The sequence below is a fragment of the Flavimaricola marinus genome, from assembly GCF_900184895.1.
GTDB classification, from domain to species: Bacteria; Pseudomonadota; Alphaproteobacteria; order Rhodobacterales; family Rhodobacteraceae; genus Flavimaricola; species Flavimaricola marinus.
In genome coordinates this window covers 290,874-309,377 of the sequence record NZ_FXZK01000004.1, presented here as the reverse complement: position 1 = coordinate 309,377, position 18,504 = coordinate 290,874, and the positions used below count along the sequence as shown (strand labels likewise).

Here is an 18,504-nt window from a genome sequence, read left to right as displayed (position 1 = left end):
AGAGCACGGTCCGGGCGGGCGCGGGGGCTTCGGGGGCACGGCGGATCAGGCCAGAGCGAGCGTCACGGCAGGGCGCAATGCGACAGGCTCTGGGCAAACCGCGCGGCGCGTTCTAACCTCCGGGCATGGTTCTGCAAATCGCCCTCGGCTCCCTGATCCTCATCGCCTCGATCGTGATCGCCGGAACGGTGTTCTGGCTGATGGAATCGTCGCTCCTGCGGGTCCGGCCCTGGCTGATCCGTAAACCGCATCGGCCCAAGCTGATCGGGCTGATCTGCATGGCCGCGCTCGGCGCGCTCGGGATCGTCACCATCGCGGTCTGGATCTGGGCGCTCACCTTCTGGAGCCTCGGGGTCTTCGACACGCTGGAAACCTGCGTCTACTTCGCGCTCGTCGTCTTCACCACGCTTGGTTACGGCGATCTGCTGCTGCCTCAGCAATGGCAGCTTCTGGGCGGCATGGCGGCGGTCAACGGGCTGATGAACATCGGGCTGCTGACCGCGCTGATGCTCGAGGCCGGGCGCTATGTGCGCACGATCCAGCTCGAAGCCTTGCGAGAACAGTCATGACCCTGCCACAGCTCGGCAACGACGCCGCCCGGCGGCTGTTCCTCGACAGGCACGGGCTGCTGCAAACCGGCGGCGGGCCGGGCAAAGGGGCGGATCTGGCCGGGGTGATCGGCGATCTGGGCTTCGTGCAGGTCGACAGCGTCAACACCTTTGCCCGGGCGCACGATCTGATCCTCTGGGCGCGGCGCGGGCAATACCGGTCGCCGGCACTGGACAGCCTCTTGGCCAAGGACCGCGCCGTATTCGAACACTGGACGCACGACGCCGCCGTCATCCCGATGGATCAGTTCCCGCACTGGCGGCACCGGTTCGACCGCGACGCCGCGTGGCTGCACAGCCGGTGGAGCGAATGGCGGCGCGAAGGTTTCCTCCAGCAGATCGACGAGGTGCGACGGCACGTCCAAGACCACGGGCATTGCACCAGCCGCGATGTCGGCAAGGACGAGGCCAAGGGATCGGGCGGCTGGTGGGACTGGCACCCGTCGAAAACCGCGCTGGAATACCTCTGGCGCACCGGCGAATGCAGCGTCGTGCGGCGGGACGGGTTTCGCAAAGTCTACGACCTCACCGAACGGGTGATCCCGCCGGATGTGCTCAAGGCGCGGACCGACGAACAAGAGACGATCGACTGGGCCTGCAACAGCGCCCTCGACAAGCTGGGCTTCGGCACCTCGGGCGAGCTTGCGGCCTTCTGGGCGCTCGCCACCCCGGCCGAGGCGAAATCATGGTGCGCCGCCGCCCTCGCGCGGGGCGAGATCATCGAGATCGAGGTGCTGGGCCACGACGGCGCGCCCCGGCGCAGCTTTACCCGACCGGGCGTGCTTGAACAGGCACGCGCCCTGCCCGACGCCTCCAGCCGGGTGCGCATCCTGTCGCCCTTCGACCCCGCGCTGCGGGATCGGAAGCGGGCCGAGCGGCTCTTCGGCTTCCACTACCGAATCGAGATTTTCGTCCCCGAAGCGCAGCGGAAATACGGCTACTACGTGTTTCCGGTGATGGAAGGGACGCAGATGATCGGCCGGATCGACATGAAGGCCGACCGAAGCACAGGGGCGCTAAACGTCACCGGCTTCTGGCCCGAACCGGGCGTCAAATGGGGCAAGGGGCGGCAATCCCGGCTTGAGGCCGAACTTGACCGGGCCAAGCGGCTTGGCGGCTGCGACCGGGTGGAGATGACCGATGGCTGGCTGCGGCAGTAATCCGGGCATGGGCGGCGCGGCACACCCGCCAACCGCACCGGGCGGCATAGGCACCTTCACGGGCAAAGGACCGGTCCCATCGGCAAGATCCTGATCCTGACCTGCGCCCTCCTCGCGACGGCTGCGGCGCTGCTCTTCGCCCTCCGGGACGGCCCGTCCGAAACCTTCGCTCTCGGTTACGACGCCGAGGCCTACCCGGCCTGGCCCGTGGTCTATGGCTTGCGGATCAACGGCGCCGCCGATCCGGTGCCCGCGACCGCCCTCTGCTGCATCGGAGAGGGCGCCGGAATAGGCGACGTGATGGGCGGAGGCAGCGGCACGATCACCACGGTGGTGCAGACGGGCGACGTGCCGGAGGTGGTGCTGGACGTGATCTGGATCGAGGTGCACTCCGACATCACCTACGAGGCACGGCTTGGCTTTTCGGCCAATGACATCGCGGGCTGGACCGGCGGCACGATCTTCGTGACCCTGTCGTTCCGACCCGGTGGCTCGGTGATCCTCTATGGCGACGGGCCGGAACTGGCCGCGACGCGACCGGGCAAGGACGTCGACCTGCGCGACGGCGATGACATGCGGGCGTTTCTGCTGTCGCCCGGTCTGGAGCGGGCGCATCGCAGGGCCGACTACAGCGTCCTGCGGCGGGTCTGCGGCACGGTCAATCCCGACCCGCCCAACGGCTTTACCTCCGGCCGGGCGAGCCTTGCCGACGCCACGCTGGCAAGGATCGACGCGACGCGTGACCTCCCCCTGCCCGCCCCCGACTGCGCCGGCTAGACGAGACAAGGGCACGCGCCAAGACGGCCCCCTCCCAATTTCCATTCATGATTCGTCTGATTTCGGATATAAGGGCGCCCATAGGTTCGGCACGATATTGAGCCGGGATCGAGCGTCAAAGCCTCCGCAATTCATCCCCGGCGGCTTGTCTCATATATTGGATCGCGAGAATTTTGCTGCTCGCTTTTGTAGTTAGGATCGTTTCACCATGCGACAGACCGCCTTCAATTTCGCCGCAAACGCCGACAGTTCAGCGGCGATGAACAGTTCACGCACATTGGCAGATTGGAACGTGCTCTTCGGCACTGCCGACGCCGATCAGATCATCGCCGGACCATCGGTCAAGGCGGTGCTTGCCGGGCGCGGCAACGACGTCGTGATCGCCAATACGCCGGACGACCGCTCTTTCTTTCTGGGCGGCCAAGGGCGCGACAGCTATGTGATCGGCGGAGACGGGACGCCGGGCGAAGTCTTTATCGGCTTTGATCCCATGACCTTGGCCAACGGCGGCGGCGATCAGATCATCCTGACGGACTTCAGCGCCGACAGCACGGTCACCGATCTCGGCGGCGGCAGCTTTCAGATCAGCGACACCGACGGAGACACCCTGATCGTCAATACGATCACCCCCGGACGATCGCAGGTCGATGCAGATGCCTTCGCCGACAGTCTCGTGTTTGCCCAAGGCAGCCTGACCGATCTGGACGGAACCGGCGATCTGCCCCGGATCGTCATTGCCGATGACGTCGGAGGAATCCGGCTCACGGACGGCGACGGCGCAAGCACCTTTGTCGTCGACGAGACGGTGCAAGGCGTCGACGCGGGCGGCGGCAACGACGTGATCCTGATCCGCCTCGGCGCAGCACCCGACACCGGCACGCCCTTCGTCTTCTCTGCCGGAGACGGCGACGACGTGGTCGAGCTGCAAGAAGAGCCAATTCTCGATTTCGCCCTTACCGGCGACGAAAACTTCGTCATTGATGGTGGCGCGGGCAACGACACTCTGTCGATAGACCTCGATGTCGACAACCTCGGAGAAATGGCGGTTGATGGCGGTGCAGGCAACGACGCAATCACCGTCGATCTGCGGGGAAGCACCAACGCCTCGATCACCGTCACGGGCGGGCAAGGTGACGACACCTTCATATTCTACAGCGCGGCCGAACCCGGAGGCCCGACCAGCGATCAGCTCGATATGACGACCGTCGCAGACGAGGGACAGGACACGCTGATCGTCTACACCGGCACAACGACGCAATCCGCAGGTGGCCGGGAGAAGTGCTATTTGGACGCCGACGGCACCGACGGGGCGCTGCTCACCCTCGTGCTGCCCGATTTCGGAGACACGGTCGAGGTCTATACGGACGCCGACGGGGCCGTGGTCTTTGTCGATCAGTCAACGGGCGCAACATTCGGATGCTACTTCTGCGACGATAACGATCTGACCGCGCGGGAACTGCTGCAAAGCGATGGCTTCGCAACAGACTTCGACACGATCCTGATCGGCTGACGCCCGGCGCCGTCCGCTCAAGTGCTCAGTTGAGCAGTCCGGCGTGCACCATCGCCGCCCGGACGCCTTCCTTGGCGCCGTCGGTCAGGGGGGCATGGGGCAGACGGACCTCGTCCGAGCACAGGCCCAGCAGCGACATCCCGTATTTCGCACCCACCAGCCCCGGCTCGGCAAAGATCGCCTCGTGGAGCGGCTGCAAACGGTCCTGAATGGCCAGCGCCTCGGCATAATTGCCCGCCAGAGTGGCCTCCTGCAATTCGGACAGCGCCTTGGGGGCGACGTTGGCGGTCACGCTGATGCAGCCGACACCGCCCTGCGCGTTGAACCCGATGGCGGTCGGATCTTCGCCCGACATCTGCACGAAATCGGTGCCGCAGGTGATACGCTGGCGGGGCACGCGGGACAGATCAGCAGTGGCATCCTTGACGCCGACGATCATCGGATGCTTGGCCAGTTCGCCCATCGTCGCCGGGCTCATGTCGACGACGGAGCGGGGCGGGATGTTGTAAATGATGATCGGCAGGCCGCAATCGGCTGCGGCGGTGAAATGGGCGATCATACCGGCCTGGGTCGGCTTGTTGTAATACGGGGTCACGACCAGAGCGGCATCGGCCCCGGCAGACTTAGCGGCCTTGACCAGACGGACCGTCTCGGCGGTGCTGTTCGAGCCCGCGCCCGCGATCACCGGGATTCGGCCCGCGGCGGCGGTGACGACCACTTCGACGACCATGTCGTGCTCTTCGTGGGTCAGGGTCGGGCTCTCGCCGGTGGTGCCGACAGGGACAAGCCCGTGGCTGCCCTGCTCGATATGCCATTCGACCAGCTTTTTCAGGGAATCAACGTCCACTTTGCCGTCCGCAAACGGCGTGACAAGTGCAGGGAAAGACCCTTTGAACATGACGCGCTTCCTTTGATAGTTGGGCGCACCCTGCGCCCGAATGAAATCGCGCGGACACTAGACCGGTTTTCCGGGATTGCCAAGTTTGTGAGTTGCGCCCTGCAACGCACACGCTACCCTCTTGGTTCGAGCATCCCGCCAGAAGGCCCGCCAATGCGCACGCTACTCCTTTGCCTTGCCCTCGCCATGCCGCTGGGGCAGCCCGCCACCGGGCAGACCGCCCCTGTCAGCGGCTTCGTCGCGGCCGCCGAGGCGATCGAGGCCGAGGATTGGGACCTGGCCTATCTTCTGGCCGAAAGCGACGGGGTCGTCGCCCGGGATCTGGTCACTTGGGCGCGGCTCCGGGCCGGGGCGGGCACCTTCGACGACTATCTGCGGTTTCTCGGGGCGCGGCCGGACTGGCCGGGGCTGGACACGCTGCGCAGCCGGGCCGAGCTGGCCATTCCCGACGGGGCGGACCCGGTGTCCGTCGTGGCCTTCTTTGGCGAGGAACTTCCGCAGACCGGGCAAGGGGCGGTGCGGATGGCCGCCGCCCTCGACGCGCTGGGGCTGACGGATCAGGCGCGCGACATGCTGATCGACACCTGGCTGACGCAGGGGCTGACCGATGCCGGACAAGAGGCGATGCTCTCGGCGCACCGGGAATTCCTCGCCCCGCACCACGCCGACAGGACCGACGCGATGCTCTGGCGCTGGCGGACCACCGACGCGGCACGAATGCTCGACCTGATCAGCGATGATCAACGGGCGCTGGCCGAGGCCCGGATCGCGCTGATCCGCAACAGTGCGAACCGGAACGCGCTGGTCGGCGCGGTGCCGGAACTGCTGCGCGACACGGCGGGGCTGGCTTACGACCGGTTCAACCGGCTGGCCGACAGCGGCGATTACACCGACGCCTCGGCGCTGCTGATGGAGCGGTCGGACAGCGCCGCTAGCCTCGGGCAGCCGTTCCGCTGGGCCAGTTGGCGGGCCACGCTGGCCCGGTGGCAAATGCGCGAAGGACGGCCCGACATGGCCTATGCGATGGCCAGCCAGCACCGGATGACAGGCGACGACATCCGCAGCGCCACCTATTCCGATCTGGAATGGCTGGCCGGCTACATCAGCCTGACCTATCTGGACGATCCGGCGCAGGCGTTGCGGCATTTTCAGGCCGTCGAGGCGGTCGTCGATACGCCGATCTCGATCGGACGGGCGGGCTACTGGCTGGGGCGGGCGCATGTGGCTCTGGGCGATGCCGCCGCCGCGGCCGAGGCCTACGGGCGGGCGGCCGAACATCAGACCTCGTTCTACGGACTGCTCGCCGCCGAACGGCTGGGAAGGCCGCTCGATCCGGCTCTGACCGGAGCGGAAGAGTTTCCCACCTGGCGCGGGGCCGAGGCGCTGTCCAGCGATCTGACGCGGGCGATGCTGCTGCTCATGCAGGCCGACCGGCGGGGCGAGGCGATCCTCTTCGTCACCGCTCAGGGGCGCAGCTTCGACAGGGTCGGGCTGGCGCAGCTGGGGGCGATGCTGACAGAGATGGACGAGCCGTTCTTCACCCTCGTCGTGGGCAAGAACGCCGCGGCGCGGGGGATCGTGCTGCCTGCAATCTACTTCCCGGTGCACCCGCTGGCCGAGATGGACCTGCCGGTCGAGCCTGCCTTGGCGCTGTCCATCGCGCGGCGGGAGAGCGAATTCAACTTCGTCGTCGGCAGCCCGGTCGGGGCGCTGGGGCTGATGCAGCTCATGCCGGGCACCGCAGAAGAGGTGGCGGGCGAGCTCGACCTGCCCTATTCGCGGGCGCGGCTGACCTCCGATTGGGTCTATAACGCCACGCTGGGCGCGCGCTATCTGGCCAATCTCGAAGAGCAGTTCGGCAAGAGCCCGGTGATGATCGCGGCAGGCTACAACGCCGGGCCGTCACGGCCCTCCACATGGATGACGCAGCGGGGCGACCCGCGCAAAGGCGAGGTCGACGTGATCGACTGGATCGAGCACATCCCCTTCACCGAGACGCGGAACTACGTGATGCGGGTAACGGAATCGATCCCGGTCTACCGGGCGCGACTGTCGGGAGAAACCGGGCCGCTGCTGTTCACGCAACTGCTGAACGGCGCTGTGCCGTTCATCCGGCCCGTGGCCCGGCCCACCGGCACGGACAGCCAAAGTGACAGCCAAAGCGACAGCGACACCAGCTCAGGCGAAACCGCCCCGGCTCCCGCGCCGGCCACGGCCGCCGATGCCGCGCCTGCCGCATCCATCGCCGCGCCCGCGGCCCCCGCCGCCCCACAAGGCCCGGCGACGATCCGGCCCATCGCGCGACCGGGCGGCTAAGAGCGGAAGGGCAAGTGCGGGCGATGACGGTCAGGGTGGCTCGATCCGCCTGCCCCGCCGCAGCGGCTCCCACCTGCGATGGTGCGACGCCATTTTTGGTTTGATTCCGCGGCAATTCGAAACCAATTTCGGAGTATCGCCGAACTGTTGCCCGGCCTCCCCTTCCCGAAACGGCCGGAACCGTCGCCTGTTGTCGTATCGGGAGGAACAGCCATGTCGACCAAGATGGTCACCAAAACCTGCAATGCCTGCCACGGATCGGGGCGCGATCCGGTCACCGGCAGAGGCAATTGCATGTTGTGCGGCGGGGTGGGCCGACGCAGCGAAATGGTCCTCGATATTCCTCCCGGCCCCAGCGGGTCGTGGGGAAAACCGACGAAAAGCGCCGCGCACAACCGCGCGGACAGCACCGACGTCTCCGCGATCGCCAGTCCTCGGGAAGGCAAGGAACTGGTCAGGTATCAAAAGCGGCTTCAGGAAGGCTCCGTAATCTCGCGGCTGTCGGGAAGCGTCCGAAGCTACCTTCTGGCGAACGGAGAATTCGTCAACACCACGCCGGGGTGGAAGGTCCCGAAACTCGAAAAGATCGCGCGGGCGGAACATTACGAGCGCGTCGACAGAGCCTATGGAAATCTCTGGACCGATGTTCTGGAACAGGCACGGCGCGAACCGGCCCTCGCCGATCTGATACCCGAGGCGGAAGACAGGCTCAGGCACCGCGAGGCCGGCTTGTTTCGGCTGCCGATCCACAAGGGGGCGTTCTTTGCCTCGTCCTCCTACGAAAAGAAGGGGCTGATAGGCACCAAGACCGTCGAGATACCGGTGCGCGACGTCAAGATCGACGAGTATGAGAAATACCTTCGCCGGTTCATTCGATTTGGCTACGCATGGCACCGGCCGCCGCTGAAAGAGACCAAAGAGCCGGACGCGCTGTGGCTGATCAACAATCCGCTGAGCGAGATTCGGCGTTCGCGGTCACGGCACCTTGGGGAAGCCTACATGATCGCCTTCATGCTTCTGCCGCAGAAGGATGCCGGCCTGATCCGGCACGTCTTCTTTCCCTGAGCGGGTTCCCACAAGCACGGCGGCAGGCCGGCCAAGGAAACACAACGAGCCGCATTCATCGCCTCGGCTTTTTGGCAGCGGGCATCGGCCCGGAAGCGGCCGTCGCCTCATCGCAGTGATTGACTGAATGAACGGACTTGACTGGTAACCTTTCGCCGCAAGACAGAAAGATTGAGTTTGCCTGCGGCCCTTTCAAAGCGCTTTTGCCTGCTCTATGTTGGCAAAACACATGCAAATGGATGACAAAATGACACTGAAGCCGGACCCAAAACGCCGTATCGTCTCGTCGCGCCACCTTGCCGAGGGCGAGGGCTGGGAAGCGTCAGAAATCGAGTATGGGATGATCATCGCCTACAACGCCTTCTCGCGCTGGATGACGCGGTGCATGTCGGCGGCGGGCAATACCGACCTCACGCCATTGGAGATACTGGTGTTGCACAACACCAATCATCGGGGGCGGGACAAGCGGTTGTCCGACATCTGTTTTCTTTTGAACATCGAAGATACGCACACCGTCAATTACGCGCTTCGCAAGTTGATGAAGATGGAGCTTCTCTCGTCCGACAAGCGCGGCAAGGAGGTGTTTTACCGCACTTCCAAGAAAGGGGCGGAGCTGTGCGAAGCATATCGGCAGGTGCGTGATCGGTGCTTTCTGGACGGGTTGGCTCACCTCGATCTGACGGGCGAACAGATGCGGGCCATGGCGGCCAGCCTGCGGGCATTGTCGGGACAATACGATCAGGCCAGCCGCGCAGCCGCTTCGCTCTAGTTGCTCATCATGTTGGGCAGGACGGTCACGATCTGCGGAAAGATCGTGATCAGAACGACGCCCAGCAACAGCAGCAGGAAGAACGGAAACGCCGCCTTGGCGATGCGCAGGATGTCGATGCCCGTGAGGCCCTGAATGACGAACAGGTTAAAGCCGACGGGGGGCGTGATCTGGCTCATCTCGACGACGATCACCAGATAGATGCCGAACCACAGCGGGTCGATGCCGACGGCCGTGATCATTGGCATGATGATAGAGGTCGTCAGCACAATGACCGAGATGCCATCGAGGAAACAGCCCAGCACGACAAAGAACAACGTCAGCACCACCAGCAGAGCTGTAACGGACAGGCCCATATCCGATATCCACGCGGCCAGATTGCGCGGCAAACCGGTGAAACCCATCGACACCGACAGGAACGCAGCACCAAGCAGGATCAACGCGATCATGCAGGACGTGCGGGTGGCCGACATGACCGCTGCTCCGAACAGCGCCCAGCTGAAAGACCCGGACGCCCACGCAAGGATGCTCGCCAGGACAACGCCCAGAGCCGCGGCATCCGTGGGCGAGGCGAGCCCGCCATAGATCGCTCCGATGACACCCCCGATCAACAGGGCCACGGGAAGCAGCCGGCGTGAGGCCATGATCTTCTGCTTGAAGGAAAACGACTCGTCGATGGGCGGGATAAGGGTCGGGTTCATCCAGGCACGAACCGCCACATAGCCTGCGAAGAGGCAGATCAGCATAAGGCCGGGCAATATGCCCGCGATGAACAGGCGGGCGATGGATTGCTCGGTCGCCACGCCATAGACGATGAGGATGATCGACGGCGGTATCAAAAGGCCCAGCGTGGCAGAGCCGGCCAGCGTGCCAAGAATCAGGCTTTCGGGATAGCCGCGCTTGGTCAGTTCTGGCACGGACATCCGCCCGATGGTCGCTGCGGTTGCAGCCGATGAGCCAGAGACAGCGGCAAAGATTGCGCAGCCAAAGACATTGACGTGCAGCAATCGACCCGGCGCACGGGCCAGCCACGGGACGAGGCCGGTGAACATGTCATCACTCATGCGGGATCGCAGAAGGATCTCTCCCATGAGGATGAACAGTGGCAGCGCGGTCAGCGCCCAACTGTGCGAATGGCCCCAAAAGGTGGATGCGATGATCAGACCCGATGGCGCATTGGAAAAGAAGACCAGCCCGGCAAGGCCGACAAGCGACAGCGAGACAGCAACCCAAACGCCGCACGCCAGCAGGGCAATCAACAGGCCAAGAAGGGTCAGACCAATCAGAGGATCACTCATGGCTCAGACCTCATCCGGTGTGGAAAGAACGGGCGCACGCGTGCGGATCAAATCGGCCAAGGTGTGAACGACTGCCACCCAGAGCAGCGCAATCCCAAAGGCGGCGACGCTTTGCGGTATCCACAAAGAGACTGGAATGATGCCGGTCGAGACGTCGCCGTAGTGCAGGCTCTCCAGCACGAGAGACGCCATGAACCACGCCGCGTAACCGATGAGGCCAATCGAGATCAGCAGCGCGAAAGCCTCGAACCAGACCTGAACGGCTGGTCGAAATCGGCTAATGACGAGGTTGACGCGGATGTGGCCGCCCGAACGCAGGGTGTGGGCCAAGGCCAGAAACGTCGCACCGGCGAGCATATATCCCGAGAAATCGGCATAGGACGGGATCGTCGATGGCAGGGCTCCGGGGAGAATGCGACCAAAGCCGTTGAGGATAATCTGCGCGCTGATCAACACGCAGATGCACAGGATCAACCCGCCTGCAAGCGCGCCGCAGATGTCGTAAAGTCTTTGTAGGAAACGGTTCATCGAACATTCGCCCTTTCAAGAAAATAGACCGACGACATCGCGTGCCGTCGGTCTGTCAGGGAGGTTTGTCAGTTCTCGTAGGCTTCAAGAACCGCCTTGGCGCTGTCGGATGCGTTGGCATTCCATGTTTCCAGCATCGTCGCCCCGATCGCTCGCAGGCCTGTCACCAGCTCTTCGCTGGGTTCGTAGACGGTGATCCCGTTTTCGGCCAGCGCTGCGGTCATGTCCGTGGCTTCGGCGGCCGACATCTCCCATCCGCGCGCCTGAGCCGTCATGGCGGCGTCCAGAACGGCGGCCTGGGTGTCGGCATCCAGCCCGTCGAACACGCGCTGGTTTACCACGACGATGTTCTTGGGAACCCATGCGTTGATCGGCGTGTAATGCGTCACGAAATCCCATGCGGTGGAGTTCACGCCAGTGGATGGCGAGGTGATCATGGCGGCGACCTGACCCGTGGCGAAGGCCTGCGGAATGTCCGAAGCCTCGATCTGGACAGGGGCCGCGCCGGCGAGCGCCGCAAACTCTTCAAGGGCGGCGTTATAGGCGCGGAAGCGCAGGCCATTGAGGTCTTCGACGGTGGCGATCTCGCCATTGGTGTAGAGACCCTGCGCAGGCCACGGCACCGAGAACAGCGGCATCAGGCCCTGCTCGGCCAAAAGCTCGGTGATAACAGGGCGCTGCGCCTCCCAAAGCTTTGCGGCGTCCTCATAGCTGGTGGCAACGAAGGGCTGGCTGTCGATACCAAAGGCCAGATCCTCGTTGGACAGGGTCGATAGAAAGAACTCGCCAATGGGGACGGAACGGTTGCGCACCGCGCTCTTGATCTCGGAGTGCGGGAACAACGATCCGGCAGAGTGGATCGTGATGTCGAGACCGCCGTCGGTCGCCGCACGAACGTCATCGGCAAACTGAATGATGTTTTGAGTGTGGAAGGTCGAGTCGCCATAGGGCGTCGGCATGTCCCAGCTTTCGGCAGTGGCCGTCGTTGCCATTGCCATGGCGGCTGCGCAGATCAGTGTGTGTTTCATAGTTTTCTCCAGTGTTGGGTTACGTTTGTCCGGTTTGCCCGAATCTGTTCACTTTCATTACATTGACAAATTGTCAGCGTTATACACATAAAGCAACAATAATTTGATTCGAGGGTAGGTCATGGATACAGTAAGCACAAATAAATGGCAGTTCTGGGTGGACCGCGGGGGCACCTTTACAGATATCGTCGCGCGCAAGCCGGACGCGACACTGAATACGCTCAAACTGTTGTCCGAAAATCCCGAGGTTTACCCTGACGCTGCGGTCTATGGCATCAAGTCCCTGTTGGGGCTCGACGGGCATTCCGAAATCCCGGCCGGACAGATTGCGGCGGTAAAGATGGGCACGACCGTTGCCACCAATGCGCTGCTGGAGCGCAAGGGGGAACGGACATTGCTGCTGATCACCAAGGGCTTCGGGGATCTCTTGCGGATCGGCTATCAGAACCGGCCCGACCTGTTCGCACTGGACATAAAGCTGCCAGAGCTTCTGTATGAAGACGTCATCGAAATCGACGAACGCATCGACGCGCAGGGCGAAATCGTTACACCGATGGACCTTCGGACGACACGCGAAACCCTGTCGCGGGCCTACGGGCAAGGCTATCGCTCCGTCGCGATTGCGCTGATGCACGGATATCGCTTCACCGATCACGAGGTGGCCCTGGGAGAGATGGCCGAACAGATCGGGTTCGATCAGGTCTCGCTCAGCAATCGGGTCAGCCCTTTGATCAAACTGGTGTCGCGCGGCGATACGGCCGTTGTCGATGCCTATCTGTCGCCGATCCTGCGGCGCTATGTCGATCAGGTTGCCACGGCGCTGAATTCGGCCTCCGGGGGCTGCGACAGCCTCATGTTCATGCAATCCAACGGCGGGCTGACGGATGCGCGGCTGTTTCAGGGCAAAGACGCCATCCTGTCCGGTCCTGCCGGCGGGGTCGTGGGCATGGTGCGCACGGCGGCCGAGGAAGGGTTCGATCGGCTGATCGGCTTCGATATGGGCGGAACGTCGACGGATGTGTGCCACTACGCCGGCGAGCTTGAACGCAGCTTCGAGACCGAAGTCGCAGGGGTGCGGATGCGCGCGCCGATGATGTCGATTCATACGGTTGCTGCGGGTGGCGGATCGATCCTGTCGTATCGAGACGGACGGATGCAGGTGGGGCCCGAGAGCGCGGGCGCCAACCCCGGCCCCGCCGCCTATCGCCGTGGCGGTCCGCTGACAGTGACCGATTGCAACGTATTGTTGGGCAAATTGCAGCCCAGCCAGTTCCCGTCCGTGTTCGGCCCCAATGCCGATCAGCCGCTGGACGCGATCGCCGTGCGCGCCAAATTCGAAGCGTTGGCGGCACAGATCGGCGGCGGCAAATCGGTCGAAGAGATCGCCGAAGGTTTCCTGCGCATCGCCGTCGAAAACATGGCCAATGCCATCAAGAAGATCAGCGTGCAGCGCGGGTATGATGTGACCAAATATACCATGAACTGCTTTGGCGGTGCGGGCGGGCAACATGCCTGTCTGGTCGCGGATGCGCTAGGGATGGAAAGCATCTTCATCCACCCGTTCGCCGGCGTCCTGTCCGCGTTCGGCATGGGGCTGGCCGATGTCCGCGCGATCAAGGAACATCAGTTCGCACAGCCAATCGACAATATCGACGAGGCAGATCGCGAGATGTCCGCTCTGACACGTCTGGCGCAGGACGAGGTGACAGAGCAAGGCATCGACACCGCTCAGGTGCGCGTCGTCAGGACGGCGCATATCAGGACCGATGGTGCCCATCAGACGCTTGAGGTGCCGTTCGGCTCCGTCAAGGAGATGTGCAGCGCGTTTGAGGCGGCCCATCAACAGCGGTTTGGCTTTGTGCCTGAATACGGGCATCTGATCATCGATCTTCTGACAGCCGAGGCCATCGGCTCCACCGGAGAGAGCGTGACTTTGCCCAATGCGCAGAATCAGAGCCGGTCGGACCTGACGGCAACCATGTTCAGCCAAGGATCATGGATCGACGCACCGCTGGTCGACCGCACGACCCTTGCCGAAGGCGATACCATCGACGGGCCGGCGATCCTGACGGAGCCGACAGGCACCAACGTGGTGGAACATGGCTGGCAGGCGGAATGCACGAAAAGCGGCAACCTGATCTTGCGTCGTGTCGTGCCGCTGGAGCGGTCCGAGGCGATCGGAACGACCGTCGATCCGGTCATGCTTGAGGTGTTCAACAACCTCTTCATGTCCATCGCAGAACAGATGGGCGCGACCTTGGCCAACACGGCCTATTCGGTAAACATCAAGGAACGTTACGATTTTTCCTGCGCGATCTTTGATGCCAACGGTGATCTGGTGGCCAATGCGCCCCATGTGCCGGTGCATCTGGGCTCCATGTCGGACAGCGTCCGCACGGTCTTGCGCCAGAATGCGGGAAACATCAGCCCCGGCGACGTCTACATGATGAACAACCCCTACAACGGCGGCACCCACCTGCCGGACGTGACCGTCATCACACCTGTGTTCGATGACGCCGGACAGACCATCATCTACACCGTCGCCTCGCGTGGGCACCACGCCGATATCGGCGGCACGACGCCGGGGTCGGCGCCTCCCGACAGCCGTCATATCGACGAAGAAGGCGTTCTGATCGACAATTTCCTGCTGGTCAAACAAGGCGTGTTGCAAGACGCCGCCGCGCGCGAATTGCTGGCATCGGGCAAGTATCCGTGTCGCAACATAGAGCAGAACATGGCCGACCTTGCCGCTCAGATCGCCGCGAATGCCACGGGCGTTCAGGAACTGACCAAGATCACCGGCCAATTCGGCCTCGACGTGGTGCACGCTTACATGGGCCATGTTCAGGACAACGCCGAAGAAAGCGTGCGCCGGGTGCTGGATGTGCTGCACGACAGCGCCTTTACCTATCCGCTCGATAGCGGGGCGCAGATCAAGGTAGCGATCTCGGTGGATAAGGCAGCGCGCGAGGCAACGGTGGATTTCACCGGCACCTCTGCTCAGGACCCGTTCAACTACAATGCGCCCAAAGCCATTTGCCATGCGGTCGTGCTGTATGTGTTTCGGACGCTGGTCGGGTCGAACATCCCGATGAACGAAGGGTGCTTGAAGCCGCTTCGGCTCATTATCCCCGAGGGGTCGATGATCAACCCGAACGCCCCCGCCGCCGTGATCTCGGGCAATACCGAGGTCAGTCAGGCCATCGCTGACGCGCTCTACGGGGCTCTGGGCGTGATTGCAGGCAGCCAAGGGACGATGAACAACTTCGTCTACGGCAACGATACCTTCCAGAACTACGAAACGATCTGCGGCGGCACCGGCGCCGGCGACGGGTTCGACGGTGCAAGTGCCGTCCACAGCCACATGACCAACACCCGGATGACCGACCCGGAAGTGCTGGAGACACGGTTTCCTGTGCGTGTGGACGCGTTCTCGATCCGGCGCGGCTCCGGCGGGGCGGGTGCATATACCGGCGGCAACGGGATCGAGCGAAGGCTGCGGTTTCTGGAGCCGATGACGGCGACCGTTCTGTCCTCTCACCGTGAAACGGCGCCCCACGGCGCATCGGGCGGACAGGCTGGCGCTGTGGGTGAGAACGCGGTCATCCGTGCTGACGGCACCGTCGAACTGTTGAAAGGCAACGACGTCGCGCAGATGGAGGCAGGGGACGTGTTCGTCCTGAAATCTCCCGGCGGTGGAGGCTACGGAACGGTGGAGCCATAGGGCGACACTTGCCTGCGGCGTCGGCGCAAGTCGCGACCATCCGGCGCGTAGAGGTGGTGGTGGCTGGCGCGTTTCAGTTGCCCAACGCAGGCATCAAGGGTCGGCGTCAGAATCCCGTTCTGACCGCCGACCCGCAATCAAGGATCAGACGCAATCACAGCGGCCTTTCGCGAGCGCAGCAGCGTGAAGATGCCCGCCGCCACGACGATCAGGGCACCGACCAGAACGTGGGTCTCCAGAGCTTCGCCAAAGACCAGAATGCCGATCGCGGTGGCGAATACCAGCTGGAGGTAGGCAAAGGGCTGGACGGTGCTGGCTTCGGCGACCTCATAGGTCTTGATCAGGGTGAAATGGCCCGCCACGCCGGTGACGCAGAGGGTGGCCATCAGGGCCCAGTCGGGAGCGGTCATCGGCTCCCAGAACCAGATGCCGACGATGGTCATAAACACGCAGCCGACGGTGCCGGTCCAGAAGAACGACGTGGCGGCGGAATCCTTGCGGGCGACATAGCGGTTGAGCAGGCCGTAAAGGGCAAACATCAGGGCGGACAACAGCGGCACCGCGGCGGCGGGGGCAAAGACCGCGACGCCCGGCTGCAGGATGACCAGCACCCCGACAAAGCCGACCGCGATGGCGGTCCAGCGGCGCCAGCCGACCTTTTCGCCCAGAACCGGGCCGGAAAGGACCGCCACGAGCAGCGGATAGGCCGCGAAGATCGCGTGGCTCTCGACCAGACCGAGCAGGGTGAAGGCCAGAACCATCACACAGATCTCGGCGGCCAGAAGCAGCCCGCGAAACGCCTGAAGGACCGGCTGAGCAGTGCTGGCGGCAGCCTTGAGAGAGCCCGACATCCGGGCCGCGATCGCGATGACGAAGGCGGCAAAGAACCAATAGCGGATCATGACGACCATCAGCACGTTGTATTCGCCCGCGAGGTGACGGGAGAGGCCGTCCTGCGCGGCAAAGATCAATGCCGTGACGGTCATCAGCAGGATGCCGAGCCTCGTATCGTTGCGCATCAGGCAGGCATCCTCGCTTGGGTCATATGACGCTTGCGGCCATAGCCCGGAACGCGGGTGACGGTAAAGCCCGCGTCTTGCAAGGCGCGGCGGACATGGCCCGCCGCCGAATAGGTCGCCGCGGTGCCGCCGGGAACCGTATGGCGCGCGACCTCGGCCATCAGGGCAGGCTCCCACAGCTCGGGGTTCTTGGCGGGGGAAAAGCCGTCCAGATACCACGCGTCGGCCCTGAGTGTGCTGGCGGGCAGGGTCCGGCGGGCATCGCCAAGGTCCAGTCTGAGCGTCGGGCCACCTGTAAGGGCGACCTGCGCGGGGTTTTCGGCCAAGCCGCCTATCAAGGTCGCGGCCTTCTCTGCCAGCCCCGGAAAGGCATCGAGGGCTTTGGCCATATCGGGCAGGCTCATGGGAAACGCCTCAAAGCTGTGGAAGGTCAGCGGATGTCTAGCTCCTGCGGCCTCCCACGCGGCCCATGTGACGAGGAAATTCAGGCCGGTCCCGAAGCCCAGTTCGCCGATCTCGATCGGCCCGTCGAACCGGGCGGGCAGGTCATTGCCCGACAGAAACACATGGGCGGTTTCTGCCAGCCCGTCGTCGAGCGAGAAATACGGGTCGTCGAATTGGCGCGAGATCGGGACGTCGGCCCGCCATTCGAGGTCTGCGTGCTGGTCCTGCATCGGTCCTGCCTCTAAGTTGCGCCGCAACAATGAGCGGAAGGGCCGGGAATGACAACGGGCAGACAGAGCATCGACGTGACGATCCGGGGGGCGGGGATTTTCGGCCTGTCCATCGCCTGGGCCTGCGCCCGGCGCGGGGCGCGGGTCCGGGTCGTCGATCCGCACGGGATCGGTGCCGGGGCCAGCGGCGGCATCGTCGGGGCGCTTAGCCCGCATACCCCCGAGAACTGGAACCCGAAGAAGGCCTTTCAACTGGAGAGCCTGTTGATGGCCCCGGACTGGTGGGCCGACGTCGCCTCTGTCGGCGGTGCCGATCCCGGCTATGGCCGGACCGGCCGGTTGCAGCCCATCGCCCACGACAAGGCCCTCGCGCTGGCACACGACCGGGGTCGGCAGGCGGCGGACCTGTGGCAGGGCAAGGCTGTCTGGCAGGTGGTCGCCGCCGACGGACTGTCGGCCTGGGCCCCGCCCAGCGCCTCGGGCTGGCTGATCCATGATACGCTCTCGGCCCGGATCCATCCGCGGCAAGCGCTTGCAGCGCTGGCCCGCGCGATTGCCGCCCGCGGTGGTGAGATCGCCGCCGAAGGGGCCGAGGAGGGCAAGGTCGTCTGGGCCACCGGGCATCACGACCTGACCTATCTGGGCGTCGACGGCGCGGCGCAAAAGGGTCAGGCGGCCCTGTTCGCGCTCTCGGCGCCGGATCGGCCGCAACTGTTCGTGGACGGTATGCACATCATCCCCCATGCCGACGGGACCGTGGCCGTCGGCTCGACCTCGGAGCGCGACTGGACAGACGCAAGCGCCACCGATGCGCTGCTGGAGGCGCTGATCGGGAAGGCCTGCGCGGTGCTGCCCGCCTTGGCCGAGGCGGCGGTGATCGAACGCTGGGCCGGTCTGCGCCCGCGAAGCGCCACCCGCGCCCCGATCATGGGGCTGCATCCCGGCCGCCCGGGGGCGTTCATCGCCAATGGCGGGTTCAAGATCGGCTTTGGCATGGCGCCGCTGATCGCCGAAGTGATGGCCGATCTGGTGCTGGAGGGCCGCGACCGGATACCGGAGGATTTCCGCGCCTGAAGCCTGAGCCTGTGTGCGGCGTCGGATTTGGATATTTGAGACCCAAAGAAGTCAGG

Annotated in this window: 15 protein-coding genes; 9 read left to right on the top strand and 6 right to left on the bottom strand. The window is 64.2% G+C overall.

The window, feature by feature from the left end; translation table 11 throughout:
• The first annotated feature begins 125 nt into the window (after window positions 1-125).
• The 4 genes from LOM8899_RS12585 (at window position 126) to LOM8899_RS12570 (ending at window position 4,055) form a co-directional block, all read left to right on the top strand.
• Complete coding sequence (locus tag LOM8899_RS12585) at window positions 126-569, top strand: ion channel (RefSeq protein WP_093992561.1); 444 nt, start codon at window positions 126-128, stop codon at window positions 567-569.
• Window positions 566-1,768 carry a winged helix-turn-helix domain-containing protein gene (locus LOM8899_RS12580; protein WP_093992560.1) on the top strand — a complete coding sequence of 401 codons (1,203 nt, stop codon included), beginning with the start codon at window positions 566-568 and terminating at the stop codon, window positions 1,766-1,768. The genes LOM8899_RS12585 and LOM8899_RS12580 overlap by 4 nt, the downstream gene beginning before the upstream one ends.
• 207 nt (window positions 1,769-1,975) lie before the next feature.
• Entirely contained in the window at window positions 1,976-2,545 is a 570-nt protein-coding gene (locus LOM8899_RS12575; protein WP_093992559.1) for a hypothetical protein, read from the top strand.
• 208 nt (window positions 2,546-2,753) lie between these two features.
• The gene (locus tag LOM8899_RS12570; protein ID WP_093992558.1) at window positions 2,754-4,055 is read left to right on the top strand and encodes a hypothetical protein; all 1,302 of its coding nucleotides are present in this window, start codon (window positions 2,754-2,756) and stop codon (window positions 4,053-4,055) included.
• A 25-nt stretch (window positions 4,056-4,080) separates the two neighbouring features.
• Here LOM8899_RS12570 and dapA read toward each other — a convergent pair whose 3' ends face one another.
• A complete protein-coding gene (gene dapA / locus LOM8899_RS12565) occupies window positions 4,081-4,953 on the bottom strand; it encodes a 4-hydroxy-tetrahydrodipicolinate synthase (protein ID WP_093992689.1) in 873 nt (290 codons plus the stop codon).
• Between the two features lie 153 nt (window positions 4,954-5,106).
• Here dapA and LOM8899_RS12560 point away from each other — a divergent pair, with 153 nt between their 5' ends.
• From LOM8899_RS12560 to LOM8899_RS12550, 3 genes are all read left to right on the top strand, one after another.
• The gene (locus tag LOM8899_RS12560; RefSeq protein WP_245820521.1) at window positions 5,107-7,269 is read left to right on the top strand and encodes a lytic transglycosylase domain-containing protein; all 2,163 of its coding nucleotides are present in this window, start codon (window positions 5,107-5,109) and stop codon (window positions 7,267-7,269) included.
• Window positions 7,270-7,482: 213 nt separating this feature from the next.
• Entirely contained in the window at window positions 7,483-8,334 is an 852-nt protein-coding gene (locus tag LOM8899_RS12555; protein WP_093992557.1) for a hypothetical protein, read from the top strand.
• A 247-nt stretch (window positions 8,335-8,581) separates the two neighbouring features.
• Window positions 8,582-9,103 (top strand): winged helix DNA-binding protein, encoded by a 522-nt coding sequence (locus tag LOM8899_RS12550; protein ID WP_245820520.1) that lies wholly within the window; start codon window positions 8,582-8,584, stop codon window positions 9,101-9,103.
• Here LOM8899_RS12550 and LOM8899_RS12545 read toward each other — a convergent pair.
• From LOM8899_RS12545 to LOM8899_RS12535, 3 genes are all read right to left on the bottom strand, one after another.
• Window positions 9,100-10,401: a TRAP transporter large permease gene (locus tag LOM8899_RS12545; protein WP_093992556.1), complete on the bottom strand. Its 1,302-nt coding sequence runs from the start codon at window positions 10,399-10,401 to the stop codon at window positions 9,100-9,102. The genes LOM8899_RS12550 and LOM8899_RS12545 overlap by 4 nt on opposite strands.
• 3 nt (window positions 10,402-10,404) lie before the next feature.
• A complete protein-coding gene (locus tag LOM8899_RS12540) occupies window positions 10,405-10,929 on the bottom strand; it encodes a TRAP transporter small permease (protein WP_093992555.1) in 525 nt (174 codons plus the stop codon).
• Window positions 10,930-10,997: 68 nt separating this feature from the next.
• Window positions 10,998-11,957, bottom strand: coding sequence for a TRAP transporter substrate-binding protein (locus LOM8899_RS12535; protein ID WP_093992554.1), 960 nt, complete (start codon window positions 11,955-11,957; stop codon window positions 10,998-11,000).
• A gap of 121 nt (window positions 11,958-12,078) precedes the next feature.
• Between LOM8899_RS12535 and LOM8899_RS12530 the strand changes: the two genes are divergently transcribed.
• Window positions 12,079-15,681: a hydantoinase B/oxoprolinase family protein gene (locus tag LOM8899_RS12530; protein WP_093992553.1), complete on the top strand. Its 3,603-nt coding sequence runs from the start codon at window positions 12,079-12,081 to the stop codon at window positions 15,679-15,681.
• A gap of 137 nt (window positions 15,682-15,818) precedes the next feature.
• On the opposite strand, the gene LOM8899_RS12525 is transcribed toward LOM8899_RS12530, so the two are convergent.
• Window positions 15,819-16,700: a DMT family transporter gene (locus tag LOM8899_RS12525; protein ID WP_211096199.1), complete on the bottom strand. Its 882-nt coding sequence runs from the start codon at window positions 16,698-16,700 to the stop codon at window positions 15,819-15,821.
• The gene (mnmC2, locus tag LOM8899_RS12520) at window positions 16,700-17,374 is read right to left on the bottom strand and encodes a tRNA (5-methylaminomethyl-2-thiouridine)(34)-methyltransferase MnmC2 (protein WP_093992685.1); all 675 of its coding nucleotides are present in this window, start codon (window positions 17,372-17,374) and stop codon (window positions 16,700-16,702) included. Before mnmC2 ends, LOM8899_RS12525 begins: the two co-directional genes overlap by 1 nt.
• A 48-nt stretch (window positions 17,375-17,422) precedes the next feature.
• Between mnmC2 and LOM8899_RS12515 the strand changes: the two genes are divergently transcribed.
• Window positions 17,423-18,448 carry an NAD(P)/FAD-dependent oxidoreductase gene (locus LOM8899_RS12515; RefSeq protein WP_093992552.1) on the top strand — a complete coding sequence of 342 codons (1,026 nt, stop codon included), beginning with the start codon at window positions 17,423-17,425 and terminating at the stop codon, window positions 18,446-18,448.
• Window positions 18,449-18,504 lie beyond the last annotated feature (56 nt).